The sequence below is a fragment of the Roseateles sp. AC306 genome (assembly GCF_979253795.1).
Genome location: NZ_CEEDEB010000012.1, coordinates 80,642 through 99,616, shown reverse-complemented (window position 1 = coordinate 99,616; position 18,975 = coordinate 80,642). Strand labels below are relative to the sequence as shown.

Genomic DNA, 18,975 nt, shown 5'->3' with positions numbered 1-18,975 from the left:
CTAGCCAGCCATGCGCTCGAATCGGCGGCGCACCACGCCATCCACCTCCAGCGTGCCGGTGAACATTTCATAGGGCCGCAGCCACCAGCCGCTGTCGTTGTAGAGCGGCCGGTAGACGACCAAGGCCTCCAGCGTCTCGCTGTGGCGGGCGACGGCCATGACCTCGTATTCGCCGCCCTTGTAGTGGCGATAGCGGCCGGGGGCCAGGTGGGGCAGTGCGGGCAGGTCGTGTTCGCTCATGCCCGCATTGGACACGCTAAGGCTGCTTGAACGCCGCGTCGCTCTCCGCCCCCTTGCGCGGCTGCCAGCCCAGGCCGTAATAGTCACCTCGGTCGCGCGCCCAGGGGTCGAAGGCGTTGACGACGCCGGCCAGCTCGGTGCTGAGCTCGGGCACCGTGCGCAGCAGCACGCGCTTGAACGGCGACACCTCGACGCGATGGCCGTTGCTCTCACGCGGCTCAAACTGCTTGGCCGTGGGGCCGTTGTTGTTGACCCACTCCACGCCCAGCTTGCCGTAGAACTCGGGCCGGAAGCTGCTGGTGAAGAAGCGGTCGCTGAACAGCCGCCGCGATGCGTTCAGGATGAAGACCTGGAACTGCGTCTCCGAGATCGCATAACCATGCGGTCGCGTGAACTCGGCCAGCCAGCCGACCACCGTGTCCACGTCCTCGATGTTGTCGACCAGGCTGCCGTCGGGCTTGCCCAGGCAGTCGTTGATGGGGCTGCCGTCGAGGTTCTTCTGCGCCGCCGTGATGAGCTTGCTGGCGTCGCAGGTGTGCTGGCCGTAGATGCTGCGCAGGTCGGCAATCACCTTGGCCTGCCGGGTGCGCTCGGGCGAGTCGGCCGGCAACCGTGCGTCGATGAAGTCGTCAAAGCTCGTCAGCTGGCGCAGGCCGTACTGGCGGCGGAACTCGTTGAAGCGCGGCACGCCGTGCTCACGGTCGCGAATGAGGTCGAGTGCGGCCACATCGATCTTGCCGGTGCTGCTCTGCAGGCGCGGCAGCGGCAGGTTCTGCAGAAAGGCCGGGCTGTTGCCCAGCGTCAGCAGGCCCAGGCGCTGGCGGCCCATGGACAGGGCCCAGTCGGCCGCGCCTTGCTCGGCCAACGCGCCGGTCGCCTTGGCGCGGAAGGTCTCGATGACCGGCACCTTGGCGGCGATGCGGTTGGGGTCGGCGTCCCAGTGCCGCAGCTCGATGAGGTCGGGCACCAGCGAATGCAGGCGGTAGACGCTGACGAACTCCTCGGGAAAGTTGAACGGCGAGCCGAAGTGGTTGACGCCGCCGTTCACATGCTCGGGGTTGGCGAGGTTCCAGATGTCGTCTTTCGTCGCGTCGTGGCGGGCGAACAAGCGGTCGCTGGTGTAGACCCGCGCGCCCAGGCCGAAGATGCCCGGCCCCGAGGCCAGCGCCGAGTACCACTGGCCGGCTTTCTTCGCGTCGCTGCTCTTGCCGAAGTTCTGCACGACGACGGCCTCCAGTGCGTTCTCCACCCAGCGAGTGCCGTCGAACAGGCCGCCCCAGTTGGCGTTCATGCCGAGGTTGAGCGGCTCGCCGTAGAGCAGCTGCGGCGTCCATTCGATGGTGTGGATCTTGGCGATCTCGGCGGCGACGACGAGGCGGGCCACCTCGAAGAGCACGTCGGGCGACACGTCGCGGTAGCGGATGACCGCCGCCGGCGCGGCCGGGTCGCGCAGGCCCGAGTCGTCGTCGGGTGCAGCGGCCGCGCGGCGGCGAAACTCGGCGACAAAGGCGTTGTGCTCGCGCGAAAAGACCGTGTGATAGAAGCCGACGCCGATGCTCCAGTTGTCCGGCATGGCCGCAGTGCCCTGCCCCGCCCACTGCGGGTTGATGGGGTCGCCGGGGGCGAAAACGGGCAGTTGGCCCAGCGCCTCGCCGGCGCCACCGCGCTTGCCGGGCAATAGCAGCAGCCGCGCCGGGTCGGCCGGGTCGCGCTTGACGCGCTGGCGCGAGACGCCGTCGTAGCCGTAGATCTGGGAGGCGTCCCACCAGGCTGTGGTGTTGTTGGCATGCGTGCGGTAGGCGCGCGCCAGTGGCGTGCTGCCGTCGGCCGCGGTGTAGCGCGGCGGCGCGTTGCCCTCGGCGACGAAGCTGCGGTCGATGCGGTCACCCGGCCGGCAGCCCAGCTTGGCGGCATCTCCTGCGCAGCCGACGGGCATCCACTGATTCGGCCTGTCGTCGTTGTGGCCTTCCTGCATGTGCATGAACCAGTCGTGCGTCATGAACTGGATCCAGAACGCCGCCAGCACGTTGAAGAACGGCGCCTTCTGGTAGTCGCAGTTCGCGTCGGTCGCCGCGCCGGGCAGGCCCTGGCCGTCGCGGCACTTGGCGGGGTCGCTCTGTGCGCGGGTGAAGAGCTTGCGGCTGATGAGCTGCGGGTCGGGTTGCAGCAGGGACAGGCGGTTGCCATGGCGGTTGCGGGCCAGCGTGTCGTCGCTGATGTCGGGGTAGGTCGCCTCGAACTGCACATTGCGCGCAAACAGCGCGCCGCTGGCGCCCATCCCGGGGTTGATCAGGTCATTGCAGATGCCGCTCAGCTGACGCCAGCGCATCAGGTCGCCCTGGCAGAGCTGCGGGCCGTCGCCACCCACGGCCGCGTAGAAGGGCGAGCTGGCGGGCAGGCGCATCGAGGGCCAGGTCTTGATGGCCGGGCCGTCCACGCCGTCGCGGCCGCGCGCGTAGTCGGCGAAGGTTCCCGAGTTGTCGAACAGGTTGAACTTGATCAGTTCCATGCGCTGGTATTCCAGGTCCAGCAGCGCGCCGTCCACGCCGCGGCCGTTGGCGCCGAGATGACTCCCGACGCCGCTGGTGCCCGGTAGCAGCGAATTGCGGTCGCCCGTGGCCCAGTAGTTGGACCAGTCGACATACGGCGTTGGGCGGAAGGCCGCGGCCTTGTCGCCGCCCCGGCAGCGCGCCACGGCCTCGCCGACCTTGCCGTTGAAGCGCTCGCTGCGCTCGTCGGCCACCTTGCGGAAGCCGCCCGCCACCATGGCGGCACAGTTCTTCGTGTCCTCCAGGCCGGCGGTGGGCGTGGTGCTGACGCAGCCGGTCAGCAGCAGCGCCAGCGAGAGCAGCGCGGTCAGGCAGGGCTTCATGTCTATGTCCTCAGTGATTCTTCGCGCAACATAGCGAGCCGGGCGGCGCAGCGTCAATCCTGAGTCGGCCCGAAAAGATTCACCTTGAGGACAAGCCTCCCGCCATGAACGCATCCCGCCGACAAGTCTTGCAATTCACCGCCTCCGCTTCGGGCCTGCTGGCCGCCGCCGCGCCCGCCCGCGCTCAAGGCAACGCCCTGCTTGCGCGCCGCCTGCGCCCGGGCGACACCCTCGGCCTCGTCAGCCCCGCTAACGCCACCTTCGAACGCGAGCCGATGAAGATGGCCATGGAGGCCATCCAGGCCCTGGGCTTCAAGGTCAAGCCGGGCCAGCATGTCGCCGCGCGGCGCGGGCCCTTTGCCGGGACGGACGCCCAGCGCGCCGCCGATGTGAACGCCATGTTCGCGGACGACTCGGTCGCCGGCATCCTGGCCCTGACCGGCGGCTCTGGCTGCAACCGCATCGTCGACAAGCTTGATTACGAACTCATCAAGCGCAAGCCCAAGTTCTTCGGCGGCTTCAGCGATCTGACCAGCCTCGTCAACGCCATCCATCGCCAGACCGGCCTGGTCACCTTTCACAGCCCGGTGGCCGGCTCGGAGTGGAACGACTTCTCGGTGCAGAGCTTCAAGGCCGTGGCGATGAACGCCGAGGCCGCGCTGCTGCGCAACCCGGTCGTGGCGCCGGGTGACGACCTCGTGCAGCGCGAGGAGCGCATCTCGACGATCCGCCCCGGCCGCGCGCGCGGTCGCCTGGTGGGCGGCAACCTGACCGTGCTGGCCTCCATGGCCGGCTCGCCCTATTTCCCCGACTGCCGCGGCGCCATCCTGTTCCTGGAAGACATCAACGAGTACATCTACCGCATCGACCGATGCCTCTCCACGCTGCGGCTGACCGGTGCGTTAGGCCAGTTGGCCGGCGTCGTGCTGGGCCGCTTCACCAAGTGCGATCCGGGCGACGGCTACGGCAGCCTGACGCTGGACGAGGTCTTCGACGACTACTTCCTGCCGCTCAACGTGCCGGTGTTTCGCGGCGCTGCCATCGGGCACATCAAGCGCAAGCTGACGGTGCCGGTGGGCGCCATGGCCGAGCTGGACGCTGACGCCGGCACGCTGCGCCTGCTCGCCCCCGCCGTCGCCTGACCGCCATGACCCAGGCCGCCCTGCCGCCCGTGCGCGTCTGCATCGTCGCGCTGCCGGACGCCGTCATCTCGACGATGGCCGGCCTGTTCGACGTGATGCGTGGCGCCGGCCTGATGGGCCTGGCGGACGTGCGACCGTTCGACGTGCGCATCGTCGGCGAGGAAGCCGGCCCGTTGCTGCTGGCCAGCGGCCTGCCGATGACGGTGCAGGCTGCCGTGCGAGACGTGGCCGAGGCGGACATCGTCATCGTGCCCTCGCTGCTGCTCAGCGCCGCCTGGGTGCCAGGCCGCTACCCGGCGCTGGTGGCCTGGCTGGCGCGCATGCATGCACGGGGCGCGCTGCTGTGCTCTGCCTGCTCGGGCCTGTTCGTGCTGGCCGAGACGGGGCTGTTCGACGGCGCCGACGCCACCGTGCATTTCTCGTATGCCAGCGCCTTCCAGGCCGCGCATCCGGCCACGCGCATCCATCCCGAGCGCGTGCTCGTCGTGGCCGGCGCGCGTGACGAGTTGGTGAGCTGCGGCGCGTCGACCACCTGGCACGACATGGCCATGTACCTGATCGCGCGCTTTGCCGGCAGCGAGGCCGCGCAGGCGGTGGCGAAGCGCTTCGCGCTGGTGTGGCACCAGGACGGCCTCGCGCCCTACATCGTCTTCGAGGGCCGGCGCGGCCACGGCGACGCCGAGATCGAGCGCGCACAGGCCTGGCTGGCGCAGCACTTCTCCGCGCCCGACCCCGTCGGCCAGGCCTGCGAGCGCTCGCGCCTGGCCGAGCGCACCTTCAAGCGCCGATTCACCCAGGCCACGGGCATGGCGCCGCTGGCCTATGTGCAGCGGCTGCGCATCGAGGGCGCCAAGCAGCAGCTGGAGCGTGGCGACACGCCGGTGGACGACATCGGCTGGCGGGTGGGCTATGAAGACCCTGCCTTCTTTCGCCGCCTGTTCAAGCGGCTGACGGGGCTGACACCGGGCGACTACCGGCGGCGCTTCAGCATCCCGGCGTTCGCGCGGCCCTGACGTCAGCCTTGCCGCGTTGGCAGGATTGAACCGGTTGCGGCCAAGGCGCCTCTTCGCACGGCAAGGGTGGCGCTCGACGATGACGGCCTGTCTTCATACACCGGCTCACCCTCATGAACACCCCTTCCCTTGATCTGCAGAAACTCGAAGCCTTCGCCGGCCGCGTCGTCGGCGACGTGGCCTCGGCCTACGGTGTCTTCCTCGGCCACATCGGCGCCCAGCTCGGCCTGTACCGCGCCATGGCCGGCGCCGGCCCCCTGACCTCCACGGAGCTGGCCGCGCGCAGCGACTGCGCCGAGCGCTATGTGCGCGAATGGCTCAACGCCCAGGCGGCGGGCGGCTATGTCGACTACCTGCCCGCCAGCGGTCGCTACGAACTGACGCCCGAGCAGGCCATGGTGCTGGCGGACGAAGACAGCCCCGTCCACATGCCGCCCGCCTGGAATGTGCCCGCGTCGCTGTGGGCCGACGAAAAGCAGCTGCTGCAGGCCTTCCGCACCGGCCGCGGCGTGGCCTGGAGCGAGCGCGACGGGCGTCTGTCCTGCGGCGTCGCGGCCTTCTACCGCAATGGCTACCGCGCCAGCCTCGTGCCGCAGTGGCTGCCGAGCATGGACGGGGTCGTCGAGCAGCTGACCGCCGGCATCGACGTTGTCGACGTGGGCTGCGGGCACGGGCACTCGGCCATCCTGATGGCGCTGGCGTTTCCTAAATCGTGCTTCCATGGCTTCGACAGCCACGCCCCGTCCATCGACGAGGCGCGCCGCCAGGCCCGGCGCGCCGGCGTGGCCGACCGGGTGCGCTTCGACGTCGCCCGCGCCACCGACTTCCCCGGCAGCGGCTACGGCCTGGCCTGCTTCTTTGACACGCTGCACGACCTGGGCGACCCGGTCGCCGCGATCCGCCACGTTGAGCGCTCGCTCGCGCCGGGTGGCTCGGTGATGCTGGTGGAGCCGTTTGCGCACGACCGCGCCGAGCACAACCACAACACCGTTGGCAGGCTCTACTTCGGCGGCTCGACGGCCATCTGCTGCGCGCACTCGCTGGCGGACGGCGGCGCGCTGGTGCTGGGCGCACAAGCCGGGCCGGCGCGGTTGCGCGAGGTGCTGCGCGACGGCGGATTGAGCAACGTGGCCTGCACGGCCGAGACGCCGTTCAACATCGTGCTGCAGGCACGCCGGGCGTGATGACTCAGCGCTGCCGGGCCACCCAATCCGCAAGCGCATCCAGCACCGGCCGCCCCTTGGCGGCCGCCTCCGGGTGGTTCAGCAGCACGACGAAGACCCACGGCTTGCCGTTTGCGTCCGGCACGAAGCCGGCCAGGCCGACAGCGTCACGCAAGGTGCCCGTCTTGAGCCGCGCCTTGCCCGCCGCCGGGCTGTCCTTCAGGCGGCGCGACAGCGTGCCGTCCAGGCCCGCCACCGGCAGTGCGGCCAGCAGCTCGGGCGCTTGGGCGCCGGCCTGGCTCACGCGGAGCAGGCCGGCAAGTTGGGCCGGGCTGATGCGCTCGCTGCGTGACAGGCCGGAGCCGTTGTCCAGCACCAGGCCCTTGTCGTTGAGACCCTGCGCCGCAAACCACGCGCGCACGCTGCGCTCGGCCGCCACCAGCGTGGGCTCGCCGCCCTGTGCGGCCTGGGCGCCGAGCTGAAGGAAGATGAGGCGGGTCAGCGCGTTGTCGCTGCTCTTCATGACGCCACGCAGCACCTCGGCCAGCGGCCGGCCGCGGTGCGTGGCCAGCACGACGGCGCCGGGCGTCGCGGCGGCCTCCACGTCGCCAGGGCCGATGCTGCCGCCCAGTTCGCGCCAGAGCTGGCGCACGGCGGTCGTCACCAGCCATTGCCGGTCCACCAGTTGCAGCGGCGCGCGCTGGCGGCAGTTGGCCGGGAAGGCGCCCTGCAGCTTCAGCGCCCAGCCGTCGCCTGCGGGTGTGACGACGGCAGGCTTCCAGACCTCGTCCCAGTCCTTGCACAGGCGCGATGACAGCGTCATCGCGCTCGCGTCCAGGCTCAGGCCCGGCAGCACGGGCAGGCTGCGCGCCGTCACGCCGGTGGGCGTGGCCTGCAGCTCGTAGTCCAGCAGGCTGCCGTTGAGGTGCAGCGCGTCGGGGATGACGTTGTAGCCAAACTCGGGCGCCTCGTCGAAGGGCGGCAGGCCGATGTCGAAGCGCGTCGGGTTGAACAGCGAGCGGTCGACGACAAGGCCGCCGCGGATCTCGCGCACGCCGCTCTCGCGCAGCTGGCGCAGCAGCCACCACAGGGCCGGCCAGTCGAGGTCGGGGTCGGCACCACCGCGCAGGATGAGCGGGCCGTCGATGACGCCGTCTCGCGGCGGGGTGACCGCGAGCAGCTCGGTGCGGCCCCGGTGGTTGGTGCCGAGCTTGTCCAGCGCCACGATGGCCGTGACCAGCTTCATCGTCGAGCCCGGCGCCATCGCGTCGTCGGCGCGCCGGGTCAGCGCAGGCCGCGAGCCGTCCAGCGGCTGCAGCACGTAGCCGAGGCTGTCGGCGGGTAGACCGGCCTTGGCGAGCGCCGCCTCGACGGGGTCGGGCACCCGGGTTGTGGCGCAGCCGGCCAGAAGCAGCGCCGCAGCGTACAGCCAGGCACGCATCAGAAAACGCCCAGGCGTTGGGCCACGAAGCGGGCCAGCGCCACGTCCTCCAGGCCTATGCCGACGCTCTTGTAGACGACGATGTCCTGCGGCCCGCGTGGGCGCGGCGTGACAAGCAAGTCGCCCAGCTCGGCCCAGCGATCGGGCGAGCTGCTGATCAGGTCGCCCGCCTCCAGCTCGGCGGCGGTGCGCCATTCAACGGCGATGAGGTCGGCACGGGCCAGCAGCGTGTCGTCCAGCTCCCGCGCGGCGCGCGTGCTGGAGCCGACCGCCGCGATGAAGGCGCCGGGCTTGACGAGGCCGCCGTCGAACAGCGGCGTGGGTGAGCGCGTGGCAGTCACGATCACATCGGCCTGCGCGGCGGCCGTTGCCGCATCGACGACCTGCGCGCCCAGCTCGGCAGCGAACGCCTCGGCCCCCGAGCGCGCGCAGACAAGCACACGCTCGAAGCGGCGCACCCGCATCAGCGCCTCGGCATGCGCCCTGGCCTGGATGCCGGCGCCGAAGATGGCCAGCGTCTTCGCCTCGGGCAGCGCCAGCAGATCGGTCGCGACCGCACTGGCCGCGGCCGTGCGCAGCCGCGTGAACTCGTTGGCCTCCAGGGTGGCCAGCGCCGCACCGGTGGCGGCCGAGAACAGGCTGACGAGGAAGTTGTACTTGCCGTTGCACGCCGAATAGACCTTGGTGCCGAGCACCGCGGGCAGGTGGCCATCCGCTTCAAGGATGGCCCCCATCGCGCTGATGGCGAGCGCGTTGCCGTCCTGCGTGCGGGTCGCGCGGTGGCGTGCCAGCACCTGGGCCTGGCCACGGCCGTGCTGGGCGAAGGCGGCACGCAGCGCGGCCACGGCACTGTCGGGGTCGAGCACGGCCACGACTTCGGCTTCGGTGATCAGGCGCATCAAGACTCTTTCGTCATCCTGCAAAAGGGGCAGGGCGCACTTTAGAAGGGCCGCGCCGCACTGGGGGTGTGCTTTAGGGGGCCACGCATTCCCACAGGTTATGCGCTGCGCACAAGCATTCATTGAACGGCGCGCAACACTGGGGTGCGTCCCCCTGGGCGACTCCGCGCGCGCCCGTCAACATGGCCGCAATCGAATCACGAAGGGGTCGTTGAGATGAAACTGAATCGTCTGGTGTCGCAGCTCGCGGTGGTCGGCCTCGCGGCTCATGCAGGGGTCGTGCTGGCGCAGAGCCAGGGCGGGAAGCTGGAGCGCGTGGAGGTGACCGGCTCCAGCATCAAGCGCCTGGCCGGCGAAGGTGCGCTGCCGGTGCAGGTGATCACGGCGGACGAGCTCAACAGCAAGGGCCTCGCGACGGCCGAGGACATGCTGCGCCAGCTGGGCATCAACGGCACCGGCGCCGACAGCGCCATCTCCAACAACAACGTGTTCGGCTCCGACACCGATCGCCTGACCGGCGGCTCGGCCAACGCCAACCTGCGCGGCTTCGGCCCGGGCAGCACGCTGGTGCTGCTGAACGGCAGGCGCCTGTCGGCCCAGGGCATGAGCGGCGCCGCGGTGGACCTGAACTCCATCCCGATGGCCGCCATCGCGCGCATCGAGATCCTGAAGGACGGCGCCTCGGCCATCTACGGCACGGATGCCATCGGTGGCGTCATCAACTTCATCCTGAAGAAGGACCTGGTGGGCGTGAACCTCAAGGTCGACCTGGCACAGCCGCTGGAGTCCAGCGCCGGCACCACGCGCCGCGCCAGCATCAGCGGCGGCTTCGGCACGCTGGACCAGGACCGCTTCAACCTGATGGCCAGCCTGTCCGTCGAGAAGAACGACGTGCTGCGCGGGCGGGACCGTGAATGGGCCAACGGCTTCCAGCCCGACCTGCGCCTGTCGCCAGATTCATCCAGCCACCCCTTCGCCAACGTGCTGGGCAACTCCGCCACCGTGGCCAACACGGCGCTGGGCGGCGCGTCTGGCACGGTGGGCTCCCGGGTCGGCACCACCGACCCGGTGAGGTACACCCGCATCAACCTGCTGGCGCTGACCGACGACTGCGGCGACATCGAGACCGGCGTGCGCTACCAGGCCCAGCTGTGGAACGCCACCGCGCCGTCCACCAAGTACCTGTGCAACACCGACTACGGCCGCCAGTACATGCTGTCGCCCAAGAAAGAGGCCTACAACCTGGTCTCGCGCGGCAGCCTGCTGCTCGGCGAGAGCCATACCGCCTTCTTCGAGCTGACCGCCTCGCGCACCGCCGTCACCGCCGAGCTGACGCCCAGCCAGTTCAGCACGACGAATGCGGCCAACAACCACTACCCGGTCAACGGCCCCTACTACCTGAACCTGCGCAACGCCGGCGTCACTGACTTCGACCCGACCAAGCCCATCGCCTACCGCTGGCGCATGCAGGACTTCGGCTACCGCACGCTGGAAAACGTGGCCGACAGCAAGCGCCTGCTGGTGGGACTGGACGGCCTGATCGGCAAGTACGACTACAAGCTGGGTCTGTCCAGCGCCAAGGCCGAGGGTTGGACCAACCTCGTCGACGGCTACGCCAACATGGGCCGCCTGAACGACGCGCTGCGCACCGGCAAGATCAACCCCTGGGTGAAGCCAGGCGAGAAGCAGACGGCCGAGGCGATGGCGCTGATCGAGTCCGTCAAGGACCGCGGCCGCCTGCAGGGTGGCAACACGACGCTGCAGCAGTTCGACGGCGCCCTGTCGGGCGAACTGATGAAGCTGCCGGCCGGCTCGCTGGACTTCGCGGTCGGCTTCGACCTGCGCCGCGAGACGTTCGAGTTCCTGCCGGAGACGGGCACCTTCACCTGCAGCGACGGCCTGGCCGACGCGCTGACCGCCGCCGACACGAGCAAGTCCAAGATCGTCTACAACTGCCCCGGCAACACGGCGATTCCCGAGGTGTCGCGCAACATCAAGGCCGTCTACGCCGAGCTGGCCGTGCCCGTGTTCAAGGGGCTGGACCTGCAGCTCGCCGTGCGCCATGACCGGTACAGCGACTTCGGCGGCACGACCAACCCCAAGATCGCCTTCCGCTACCAGCCCAGCGACACGCTGCTGTTCCGCGGCTCGGTCAATACCGGTTTCAAGGCGCCGAGCTTCCAGCAGCTCAGCCTGAACACCGCGCCGCGACTGGACACCGCCGACTGGCCCGACCCCGTGCTCTGCCCGACCGACCCGTCGCAGTGCACGCTGCGCGTGAATTACACCGACTCCGGCAACCCCTCGCTGACGCCGGAGAAGTCCAAGCAGGGCACGCTCGGCATCGTCGTCTCGCCCGGGCGCGACGTGACGCTGTCCCTCGACTACTGGCGGGTGGACCTCGACGACCGCATCAAGAAGCTGACGCTGGCCGAACTGAAGAACAACTACGGCCTGTTCGCCGACCACTTCCAGCGCGACGCCGCGGGCAAGGTGACGCTGGTGGAGGCCGGCTGGGTGAACGCCGCCGACAGCTCGACGCGCGGCCTGGACTGGGGCGCGAGCTTCGTCTCCAAGCTCGACACCGGCACGTGGAAGGCCAACATCAACGGCACCCACATGCTGAGCCACAAGGAGCGCACCATCGCCACGCAGCCGCTGGTGGAGCAGGTGGGCGAGTTCGGCACCCGCACGCTCTACCTGCGCAACAAGTTCAGCGCCGACCTCGGCTGGGCCAGCGGTGACTGGGCTACGACGATGAGCATGGTGTTCAAGTCCAGCTACATGGACGAAGACCTGACGCGCTTCGGCACGCCGCGCCGCAAGGTCAGCAAGTACACGACGTTCAACCTGTTCGCGTCCTATACCGGCATCAAGAACATGACGCTGACCGCCGGCCTGCGCAACCTGACCGACGAGACGCCGCCCTTCACTTATCACAACGTCGACAACGTCGTGGGCGCCGGCTGGGACCCGCGCGTGGCCGACCCGTTCGGTCGCACGCTGGCCGTGTCGGCGAGCTACACCTTCCGCTGAGTTGTCCTTCTCCCTGCCGGCCTCGCATGATCGGGGCCGGTTTCAGGCCTCGCTCCGGCGAGGCTTTTTTCTTGTCAGCTCGACTTCAACAGCGCGTGCACGGCGCCGCCCAGCGCCGGCAGCCGCCAGGTCGTCGACGCTTGCTCGTGCGGCGCGTAGCGCGTGCCGAGGCTGGTGGTCACTGCGATGAGGTAGTGCAGGTCGCCGTCGTGAACGATGCCGGCGTCGCTGGCGTAGTTCTGCGTGTTGCCGGTCTTGTGGGCGAAGCGGGCCGGGATGCCTGGCACCCAGCCGGGCAATGAACGCAACGACTCGCTGCTGAGGTTGTGGTGCAGCGTCTGCGCGTCCAGCGCGCGGCGGATGACGTGCGACTGGCGGGGCTGACCAGCTCGGGCTGAGTCGGCGCATCGGCATCGAGCCGCCACATCAGCCGCAGCGCGTCCCAGGCCGTCATCTGGATCTGGCCGACGCCCGAGCCGGCGCCATTGCCCCAGCCACCGTCGGGCCGGGTGTTGGCCAGCATCAGGCCGGTGAGGCCGTGTGCCTTGAAGACGTCGTGCAATTCGTTGTGAACTTCCCGCCCGCCCTCGCGGCGGATGGCGCCGCGTTCATGCAGATGGGCCACTAGCGCCGAGGTCGCCTCGTTGCTGCTGACGGTGATCATGTCGAACAGCCAGTCCGCCTGGGGCCGGGTCTTGCCCGCATGCGTCAGTGGCAATGCCCAGTCGCTGCGGCCGGTGTCGACGAGGCGGGCGACACCGACGGCCACCATCATCTTCAGCAGCGAGGCGGGGTAAGGCGCTACAAAACGCGGGCCGCTGCCGAACCACGCCGGGAAGGTGATCCGCGACCAGTCGGCACCGGGCAGCCAGGCGTAGGAATCACCCGCCGCGTCGCGCACGTCGGCGTAAAAGGCGATGTTGTCCACGGCGCCATCGGTTCCAAAGCGCGCGACAAGGCCATGCGGATGCTCGCGCGAGAAATGCACGTTCGCGGCGACCGGCGCAGCACCGCGCGGGAAAACGGCCACGGCCAGGTCGATGCTCGGATGCAAGCCCAGCGGCGCACCGCCCTGCAGCGAGTCGGCCGTGGTCTCGAAGCGTTGCGCCAGCACGGCGGCGCGCAGCGCCTGCGCGAGGTCGTCAGCCGTCAAAGCGTGAGCCCGTCCAGCGGCAGCGGGCTGGCACGGCCGCTGACCAGCTCGGCCACGATGTCGGCCGTGGCGAAGGAGAAGGTGAAGCCCAGGGCGCCATGGCCGACATTGAGCCACAGCCCGGGCACGCCGCTGGCGCCGAGGATCGGTGCACCGCTGGGCGTGGCGGGGCGCAGGCCGGCCCAGGGCGTGGCGCTTTCGTAGTCGGCGGCATTGGGGAAGGCGGCGCGCACCGAGCGCTGCAGCGAGGCCAGGCGCGCGGCGTCCAGGCCGAGGTCGTCGCCGACGAGATCGACCATCGCCGCCACGCGCAGCTCGCCGCCGATGCGGGCGTAGAGGATCTTCTTCTCGAAGTCGGTCACGCTGACCTCGGGCGCCTGATGGCCATCACGGATGGGCGCGGTCAGGCTGTAGCCCTTGAGCGGGTACAGCGGCAGCTTGACGCCCATCGTGGCCGCCAGCGCGCGGCTGTGCAGGCCGGCGGCCAGCACGACGGCGTCGGCGCCGACCTCGCCAAGCTGGGTCTGCACGCCGACGACGCTGCCACGCGTATCGCGCAGCAGGCCGCCGACGGGCGTTGCCAACCGGCCGCGAAAGTGCTCGTGCGCCACCAGCCGCTGATGCAGCGCGCGGCAGAAGGCGTGGCAGTCCGCCACCGCCTCGCCATTCGTGAAGATGCCTCCGGCCAGCGTCGCCTCGCCTTCCTCGAACCGGGCCAGCGCCGGCTCCAGCGCCACGCAGTCGTCATGCGACAGGGCCTGCTCGGCGCCGCCGCCACGCACACGGGCAGCCACGCGCGCGAACTCGGCCGGCTGGCGGTAGACGACCAGCTTGCCCGGGGTGCGCAGTGCGATGGTGTCGCCAAGCCGCGCCTCGGCATGCAGGCGGGCGAACGCCTGCTGGCTGTAGGCGCCGAGTGCGAGCAGCCGCTCGGTGGTGCGGCGGTTCACCGGCCCGCGGCAGTTCCGCAAAAAGGCCAGCAGCCAGGACCACTGCGCCCAGCTCGCCTCGGGCTTGAAGCGCAGCGGGCCGTCGGGGTCGGTCAGCCAGCGCAGCGCCTTCAGCGGCACGCCGGCATCGGCCAGCGGCGACACATAGCGGTAGCTGAGCTGGCCGCCGTTGGCGCGGCTGGCGCCCTGGGCCACGTCGGCCTCGCGCTCGACCAGCGTCACACCGTGGCCGCGCTGCAGCAGCGCCCAGGCCGTGGTCAGACCCACCACGCCGCCGCCGATCACCACGCAATGCTTCATCCTGCCCCTGAGCCGCTGTTCTGCCGGCAGGGTAAAGACGCTCGCCGTCAGCTACCAATGAAAGCGGCGGCTGCGGCCATCACCCCGCGTTATGGCGCGGGGTTCTCAAAGTCACGCCCGCGTTATGGCGCGGGGTGACGAAAGTCAGGCCAGCACGGCGGCCATGGCCTCGGCAGTCGCCTCGACGTTGCGGGTGTTCAGCCCTGCCACGCACATGCGGCCCGAACGCAGGATGTAGACGCCGAACTCGGCCTTCAGCCGCTCGGCCTGGTCGGCGCTCAGGCCGGTGTAGCTGAACATGCCGCGCTGGGTCAGGAAGTAGCTGAAATCCCGCCCGGGCAGCTTGGCCGCGAGCACCTCGTGCAGCTGGCGGCGCATGGCCTGGATGCGCTCGCGCATCTCGGCCACCTCGCCTTCCCACATCTCGCGCAGCACGGGCGTCGTCAGCACCTTGGCCACGACCTGGCCGCCGTGCATGGGCGGGCTGGAGTAGTTGCGGCGGATCGTGAACTTCATCTGGCCGAGCACGCGCGCAGCCTCTTCGGCATCGGCGCAGACGATGCTCAGCGCGCCACCGCGCTCGCCGTACAGGCTCATGCTCTTGGAGAAGCTGTTGGCGATCAGGAAGGACAGGCCCTCGTCGGCCAGCAGGCGCGGCGCAAAGGCGTCTTCCTCGATGCCGTCGCCATAGCCCTGGTAGGCCAGGTCCAGGAAGGGCAGCAGTTCGCGCTCACGCAGCACGGGCACAAGGGCGCGCCACTGGTCCTGCGTCAGGTCGACGCCGGTGGGGTTGTGGCAGCAGGCATGCAGCACGACGATGCTACGCGCCGGTAGCGCGTTGAACGCGGCCATCAGGTCGTCGAAGCGCAGGCCGCCGGTGGCGGCGTCGTAGTACGGGTAGGTCTCGCAGCTGTGGCCCGAGCCCTCGAACACCGCGCGGTGGTTGTCCCAGGTCGGGTCGGACAGGTAGACGGTGCTGTCGGGGAAATAACGCTTCAGCAGGTCGGAGCCCACCTTGAGCCCGCCGCTGGAGCCCACGCCCTGGATGGTGGCGATGCGGCCGGCAGCGATGGCCGGCTGGTCGGCACCGAACAGCAGGGCCTGCACGGCGCTGCGGAAGTTGGCGGCACCTTCCATCGGCAGGTAGGGCCTGGCGCCGGCGTTCTCGACGACGGCCAGTTCGGCCGCGCGCACCGAGGGCAGCAGCGGAATGCGGCCGTCGTTGTCGAAATAGATGCCGATGGACAGGTTGATCTTGCCGGCGCGCGGGTCCTTCTGGAAGGCCTCGTTGTGGCTCAGGATGGGGTCGCCGGCATAGGCGTCGACATGCTTGAACATGGGGTGGGTCAGGCTGCGTTGGGGAAGGCGGATTATCGGAGCGGCTCCGAATGCAGCGGCTGGACACCCGTTGCAGGCTTCAGAGCCAATGGACCCAGCGGCCGTGCGGGTGGCTCCAGGCGACGGCGCTTTCCTCGCCCCGATGGCGCAGCGTCCACAGCGTCAGTGTCGATGCCGCCTCGCCGGCCGGCAGCACCGGCTCGGCTGGCAAGGGCGCCTGCCGGGCGCTGAGGCGGGCCAGGTCGCCACAGATCCAGGCCAGGCCATGGCTGCGCGAGAGGCGGTCAACCGCGTCGCGCAGCCGCACAAGGTCGCCGTCGTTCAGGTAGTACAGCACCCAGCTCGTCAGCATCACCGGCTGCACGCCGGCAGGCAGCCCCGCCAGCCAGGGCTCAATGGCGGCGATGCAGTCGTCGGCGCGGCGGAGGGTGTGCGGCAGGGCCTGCATCTGGCGCGCGGCGCGGGACAGTCGTTCACGGCGGGGCGCGTCGTGCGGCCACAGGCAGGCTTGCAGCCAGCGTAGGCCGGCAGGGTCGGTGACGGCTATGGGCGCAGGGTCGAGGCCATCGCGCTGCACGAGGCGCCAGCCGGCTTCGCGCGGCACGGGCGCGTCGCCCAACCAGCGGGCCGTGACCTCGGCACGCCGCCCGTCGCGCGGCGCCGCGCGGTCGTGGTGAGCCCCGTCATCGCTGACATAGCGCAACGCGTAGTGGTCGACGCCAAGATTGAGCCCGGCGCTGCAGCCCCAGTCGAGCAGCGCAAGCTCGTGATTGCCGGTCACGCGGGCCGCCTCCCCCAGAGCCGGCCAGATGGCGACGCAACGGCCGACCTCGTTGGTCTGCGTCGCGCCGTGGCGCAGGTGCTCGACCAGCGCGGGCCACTCTTGTTCGAGGCAGGCGCGCAGCGCCGCCGCCAGGCCAACGTCCGCCGCGCGCTCGCCACCGGCGCTGGGGTAGTAGGCCGCCAGCTCGGGGGCCGCGCCGGCGAGCACGCGTTCATGCAGGGCAGCGAGCAGCAGGTTGGCCTTGCGCTGCTCGGGCGGCGCCTCGGCGAACAGCGCCAGCGCGCGGTCGTCCTCGGCGGCGATGCCGCACAGCGCGGCGTAGAGCGGCTCCAGGCTGCATTCCTCGTGGCCGAAGCGCCGCAGAAGCGTCGAAAGGATGTCTCTGTCCATGCGGCAAGCATAGGCATTCCGCGCGGCCGCTGGCCGCTGGCGGTGGCGGCCCGACAAGACGTAACGGCGGTATCGGGCGTGCAGGACGCACGCCGGCCGCGCGCGTTACACGTCGTGCCGGCGGGTGGCGGCCGTAAGGTGGCGACCGACGCTTTTCGGAGTTCCTGTCGTGTCCGATATCCAATCCATCGTCATCGTCGGCGGTGGCACCACCGGCTGGTTGGCCGCCTGCTACCTGCAACGCACGCTGGGCGCCGCGCGCCAGACCCCGCTGCCCATCACGTTGATCGAGCTGCCGCAAAGCGCGGCCCTGGGCGCCGAGGAGGCCACCGTGCCGACGCTGCGCAACACGCTGCAGGCGCTGGGCCTGCCCGAGAGCGAGCTGTTCGCCGCCGCCGATGCGACGCTGACCAACGGCATCCGCTTCAATGGCTGGCGCCACGGCGGTGCTGCGGCGGACGACTCTTACGACCATCCCTTCGACACCCCGCCGCCCTTCCACGGCTTCGGCGCGGCGGCACACTGGCTCAACCTGATGCAGCGCGGCCTGACGCAGCAGCCCATGGCCCAGGCCTGCACGGTGCAGACGACGCTGTTCGACGGCCACCTCTGCCCCAAGCTGCTGGACTCGCCCGACTACCAGGCCCCGGTCAGCTATGGCTACCAGCTCGACGCCAGCCGGCTGGCCATGCTGCTGCAGCAGACGGCGCGGGAGCGTGGCGTACGGCATGTACAGGGCGAGGTGGTGCGGGTGCACCGAGGCGCCGAGGGCATCGAATCGGTCGAGCTGGCCAACGGCCAGCGCCACGCGGCCAGCTTCTTCATCGACTGCAGCGGCGCGCAGTCGCTGCTGCTGCAACAGAGCCTGAACGTGCCCTGGGTGTCGTTCAGTGACTGGCTGCCCTGCGACCGCAGCGTCGCCCTGCCGATCGCCTATGCCCGCCCGCACGAGGCCCTGCGCAGCTACACCACCGCCACCGCCCAGGATGCCGGCTGGACCTGGGCCATGGATCTGCAAAGCCGCCGCGGCACGGGCTATGTCTACGCCTCGCGCTTCTGCAGTGACGACGAGGCCGTGCACAAGCTGCGCGAGCTGAATGCCGGCCACACGCCGCTGGCCGAGCCGCAGCTGAAGCAACTGCGCGCGGGCCACGCCGCGCGTGCCTGGGAGGCCAACTGCCTGTCGCTGGGCTCGGCGTCCGGTGACATCGAGCCGCTGGAGTCCACGCGCCTGTACGTCGTCGAATGGATGCTGCAGCTGTTTGCCGACCACGTCGCACCGGCCGGCAATGGCGACGCCTGCCGTGCCCGCGTGAACCGCGTCTTCAACGACTTCTACTGCGAGATGCGCGATTTCATCGTCGCCCACTACGCGCTGTCAGAGCGCCGCGACACGCCGTTCTGGCGCGCCTGCACGGAGGAGGCCGCCCTGCCGGCACGGCTGGCCGAACTCCTGGCGCTGTGGGACAGCAAGGTGCCGACACCCACCGACCTCGACCGGCGATGGTCGATGTTCGGTGCGGCGAACTGGTCCTACCTGCTGGCCGGCCTGCACCGCCTGCCCAGCCACGGCATCGGCCTGGCGGGTCACATCTCGCCGGAGATCAGCATGAAGGCCCTGGCCCACGTGCGCGACATCCGCCGCCGGGCTTCAGAGCAGTCACCGACGATGCGGGACTACCTGCTCAGGCTGCGCAGCGCGGCGGTGCCGCAAGCCGCGCATTGAGGGTCATTTCGCGGCCAAGGCCGCTTCGATATCGCCGCGCAATTTTTCTGGCGGGTCATTGGGCGCAAAGCGCTTGATGACCTGGCCGTCGCGGCCGATGAGGAACTTGGTGAAGTTCCACTTGATGGCCTCGGTGCCGAGGAAGCCGGGCTTCTCGCTCTTCAGGAACTTCCACAGCGGATGGGCGTCGCTGCCATTGACCTTGGTCTTGGCCATCATCGGGAAGCTGACGCCGTAGTTCAGCTCGCAGAAGCTGGCGATCTGGTCGTTGCCGCCGGGGTCCTGGCCGCCAAACTCGTTGCTCGGGAAGCCGACGATGACGAGGCCGCGCGGGCCGTAGTCCTGCCAGAGTTGCTCCAGGCCCTTGAACTGAGGCGTGAAGCCGCACTCGCTGGCGGTGTTGACCACCAGCAGCACCTTGCCGCGCTGGGAGGCCAGGTTCGCAGGCTCGCCGCGGATGGAGACGGCCTGGAAGTCGAAGACGCTCTCGCTCATATAGCCTCCCTAGAAAGACGCGGCCGATGCTAA

At 70.0% G+C, this 18,975-nt stretch carries 14 protein-coding genes; 5 read left to right on the top strand and 9 right to left on the bottom strand.

All coding sequences use genetic code 11. The annotated features are described in order from the left end of the window. The gene (locus AC0IZJ_RS20800; RefSeq protein ID WP_471853342.1) at positions 1-240 is read right to left on the bottom strand and encodes a DUF1653 domain-containing protein; all 240 of its coding nucleotides are present in this window, start codon (positions 238-240) and stop codon (positions 1-3) included. 16 nt (positions 241-256) lie between these two features. Then, on the bottom strand, positions 257-3,112 hold the full coding sequence (locus AC0IZJ_RS20795; protein WP_471853340.1) for a peroxidase family protein: 2,856 nt from the start codon (positions 3,110-3,112) through the stop codon (positions 257-259). Between the two features lie 104 nt (positions 3,113-3,216). On the opposite strand from AC0IZJ_RS20795, the gene AC0IZJ_RS20790 reads away from it, so the two are divergent. From AC0IZJ_RS20790 to AC0IZJ_RS20780, 3 genes are all read left to right on the top strand, one after another. After that, positions 3,217-4,254, top strand: coding sequence for a S66 peptidase family protein (locus AC0IZJ_RS20790; RefSeq protein ID WP_471853338.1), 1,038 nt, complete (start codon positions 3,217-3,219; stop codon positions 4,252-4,254). A gap of 5 nt (positions 4,255-4,259) precedes the next feature. Then, positions 4,260-5,267: a GlxA family transcriptional regulator gene (locus AC0IZJ_RS20785; protein ID WP_471853337.1), complete on the top strand. Its 1,008-nt coding sequence runs from the start codon at positions 4,260-4,262 to the stop codon at positions 5,265-5,267. 113 nt (positions 5,268-5,380) lie between these two features. Continuing rightward, positions 5,381-6,451, top strand: coding sequence for a class I SAM-dependent methyltransferase (locus AC0IZJ_RS20780; RefSeq protein WP_471853336.1), 1,071 nt, complete (start codon positions 5,381-5,383; stop codon positions 6,449-6,451). A 4-nt stretch (positions 6,452-6,455) separates the two neighbouring features. On the opposite strand, the gene dacB is transcribed toward AC0IZJ_RS20780, so the two are convergent. Continuing rightward, the gene (gene dacB, locus AC0IZJ_RS20775; protein WP_471853335.1) at positions 6,456-7,871 is read right to left on the bottom strand and encodes a D-alanyl-D-alanine carboxypeptidase/D-alanyl-D-alanine endopeptidase; all 1,416 of its coding nucleotides are present in this window, start codon (positions 7,869-7,871) and stop codon (positions 6,456-6,458) included. Beyond that, the gene (locus AC0IZJ_RS20770) at positions 7,871-8,770 is read right to left on the bottom strand and encodes an ornithine cyclodeaminase family protein (RefSeq protein ID WP_471853334.1); all 900 of its coding nucleotides are present in this window, start codon (positions 8,768-8,770) and stop codon (positions 7,871-7,873) included. The genes dacB and AC0IZJ_RS20770 overlap by 1 nt, the downstream gene beginning before the upstream one ends. A gap of 216 nt (positions 8,771-8,986) precedes the next feature. On the opposite strand from AC0IZJ_RS20770, the gene AC0IZJ_RS20765 reads away from it, so the two are divergent. Continuing rightward, on the top strand, positions 8,987-11,806 hold the full coding sequence (locus AC0IZJ_RS20765) for a TonB-dependent receptor plug domain-containing protein (RefSeq protein WP_471853333.1): 2,820 nt from the start codon (positions 8,987-8,989) through the stop codon (positions 11,804-11,806). A 178-nt stretch (positions 11,807-11,984) separates the two neighbouring features. On the opposite strand, the gene AC0IZJ_RS20760 is transcribed toward AC0IZJ_RS20765, so the two are convergent. From AC0IZJ_RS20760 to AC0IZJ_RS20745, 4 genes are all read right to left on the bottom strand, one after another. Then, positions 11,985-12,959 (bottom strand): serine hydrolase, encoded by a 975-nt coding sequence (locus tag AC0IZJ_RS20760; RefSeq protein WP_471853331.1) that lies wholly within the window; start codon positions 12,957-12,959, stop codon positions 11,985-11,987. Continuing rightward, the gene (locus AC0IZJ_RS20755) at positions 12,956-14,209 is read right to left on the bottom strand and encodes a D-amino acid dehydrogenase (RefSeq protein WP_471853330.1); all 1,254 of its coding nucleotides are present in this window, start codon (positions 14,207-14,209) and stop codon (positions 12,956-12,958) included. Before AC0IZJ_RS20755 ends, AC0IZJ_RS20760 begins: the two co-directional genes overlap by 4 nt. A gap of 144 nt (positions 14,210-14,353) precedes the next feature. Then, entirely contained in the window at positions 14,354-15,547 is a 1,194-nt protein-coding gene (locus AC0IZJ_RS20750) for an amino acid aminotransferase (RefSeq protein WP_471853328.1), read from the bottom strand. 79 nt (positions 15,548-15,626) lie between these two features. Continuing rightward, the gene (locus AC0IZJ_RS20745) at positions 15,627-16,721 is read right to left on the bottom strand and encodes a DUF2332 domain-containing protein (protein ID WP_471853326.1); all 1,095 of its coding nucleotides are present in this window, start codon (positions 16,719-16,721) and stop codon (positions 15,627-15,629) included. A gap of 169 nt (positions 16,722-16,890) precedes the next feature. On the opposite strand from AC0IZJ_RS20745, the gene AC0IZJ_RS20740 reads away from it, so the two are divergent. Beyond that, entirely contained in the window at positions 16,891-18,447 is a 1,557-nt protein-coding gene (locus AC0IZJ_RS20740) for a tryptophan halogenase family protein (RefSeq protein WP_471853325.1), read from the top strand. A 3-nt stretch (positions 18,448-18,450) separates the two neighbouring features. Here the strand turns inward: AC0IZJ_RS20740 and AC0IZJ_RS20735 are convergent, their stop codons facing one another. Then, positions 18,451-18,942, bottom strand: coding sequence for a glutathione peroxidase (locus AC0IZJ_RS20735; protein WP_471853324.1), 492 nt, complete (start codon positions 18,940-18,942; stop codon positions 18,451-18,453). Positions 18,943-18,975 lie beyond the last annotated feature (33 nt).

Bases quoted from the DNA above. Each gene is read 5' to 3' on its own strand.
- AC0IZJ_RS20750 (WP_471853328.1), bottom strand. From the start codon at position 15,547: ATGTTCAAGCATGTCGACGCCTATGCCGGCGACCCCATCCTGAGCCAC.
- AC0IZJ_RS20765 (WP_471853333.1), top strand. From the start codon at position 8,987: ATGAAACTGAATCGTCTGGTGTCGCAGCTCGCGGTGGTCGGCCTCGCG.
- AC0IZJ_RS20800 (WP_471853342.1), bottom strand. From the start codon at position 240: ATGAGCGAACACGACCTGCCCGCACTGCCCCACCTGGCCCCCGGCCGC.
- AC0IZJ_RS20755 (WP_471853330.1), bottom strand. From the start codon at position 14,209: ATGAAGCATTGCGTGGTGATCGGCGGCGGCGTGGTGGGTCTGACCACG.
- AC0IZJ_RS20735 (WP_471853324.1), bottom strand. From the start codon at position 18,942: ATGAGCGAGAGCGTCTTCGACTTCCAGGCCGTCTCCATCCGCGGCGAG.
- AC0IZJ_RS20745 (WP_471853326.1), bottom strand. From the start codon at position 16,721: ATGGACAGAGACATCCTTTCGACGCTTCTGCGGCGCTTCGGCCACGAG.
- AC0IZJ_RS20790 (WP_471853338.1), top strand. From the start codon at position 3,217: ATGAACGCATCCCGCCGACAAGTCTTGCAATTCACCGCCTCCGCTTCG.
- AC0IZJ_RS20785 (WP_471853337.1), top strand. From the start codon at position 4,260: ATGACCCAGGCCGCCCTGCCGCCCGTGCGCGTCTGCATCGTCGCGCTG.
- AC0IZJ_RS20770 (WP_471853334.1), bottom strand. From the start codon at position 8,770: ATGCGCCTGATCACCGAAGCCGAAGTCGTGGCCGTGCTCGACCCCGAC.
- AC0IZJ_RS20780 (WP_471853336.1), top strand. From the start codon at position 5,381: ATGAACACCCCTTCCCTTGATCTGCAGAAACTCGAAGCCTTCGCCGGC.
- dacB (WP_471853335.1), bottom strand. From the start codon at position 7,871: ATGCGTGCCTGGCTGTACGCTGCGGCGCTGCTTCTGGCCGGCTGCGCC.
- AC0IZJ_RS20795 (WP_471853340.1), bottom strand. From the start codon at position 3,112: ATGAAGCCCTGCCTGACCGCGCTGCTCTCGCTGGCGCTGCTGCTGACC.